This window comes from Streptomyces lancefieldiae (genome assembly GCF_031845825.1).
GTDB lineage: Bacteria > Actinomycetota > Actinomycetes > Streptomycetales > Streptomycetaceae > Streptomyces > Streptomyces lancefieldiae.
Map to the genome: position 1 here is coordinate 1 of NZ_JAVRFH010000304.1, position 474 is coordinate 474.

Annotated in this window: 1 pseudogene; it reads left to right on the forward strand. The window is 69.4% G+C overall.

The window, feature by feature from the left end:
* A pseudogene (locus RM812_RS42255) lies at positions 1 to 474 on the forward strand (class I tRNA ligase family protein); the annotation flags it as partial.

A 474-nucleotide genomic window follows, 5' to 3' on the forward strand; every position in this document is an offset into this window, starting at 1 on the left:
CCTGATCGGCAAGCGGATCACGCTGCCGCTGACCGACCGTACGATCCCGGTCGTCGCCGACACGCACGTCGACCCGGAGTTCGGCACGGGCGCCGTCAAGGTGACCCCGGCGCACGACCCGAACGACTTCGCCATCGGCCAGCGCCACAACCTCGAATCGATCGAGGTTCTCGACGAGCGCGGTGTGATCACCACCCATGGCCCCTTCCAGGGCCTGGACCGCTTCGAGGCCCGCTCCGCCATCGTCGCCGCTCTGCGCGCCGAGGGCAGGATCGTCGCCGAGAAGCGCCCGTACACCCACTCCGTGGGGCACTGTTCGCGCTGCAAGACGACGCTGGAGCCGCGCCTGTCCCTGCAGTGGTGGGTCAAGGTCGAGACGCTCGCCAAGGCCGCCGGTGACGCGGTCCGCGACGGTCGTGTCGCCATCCACCCGGCCGACATGTCGCAGCGCTACTTCGACTGGGTCGACATCCT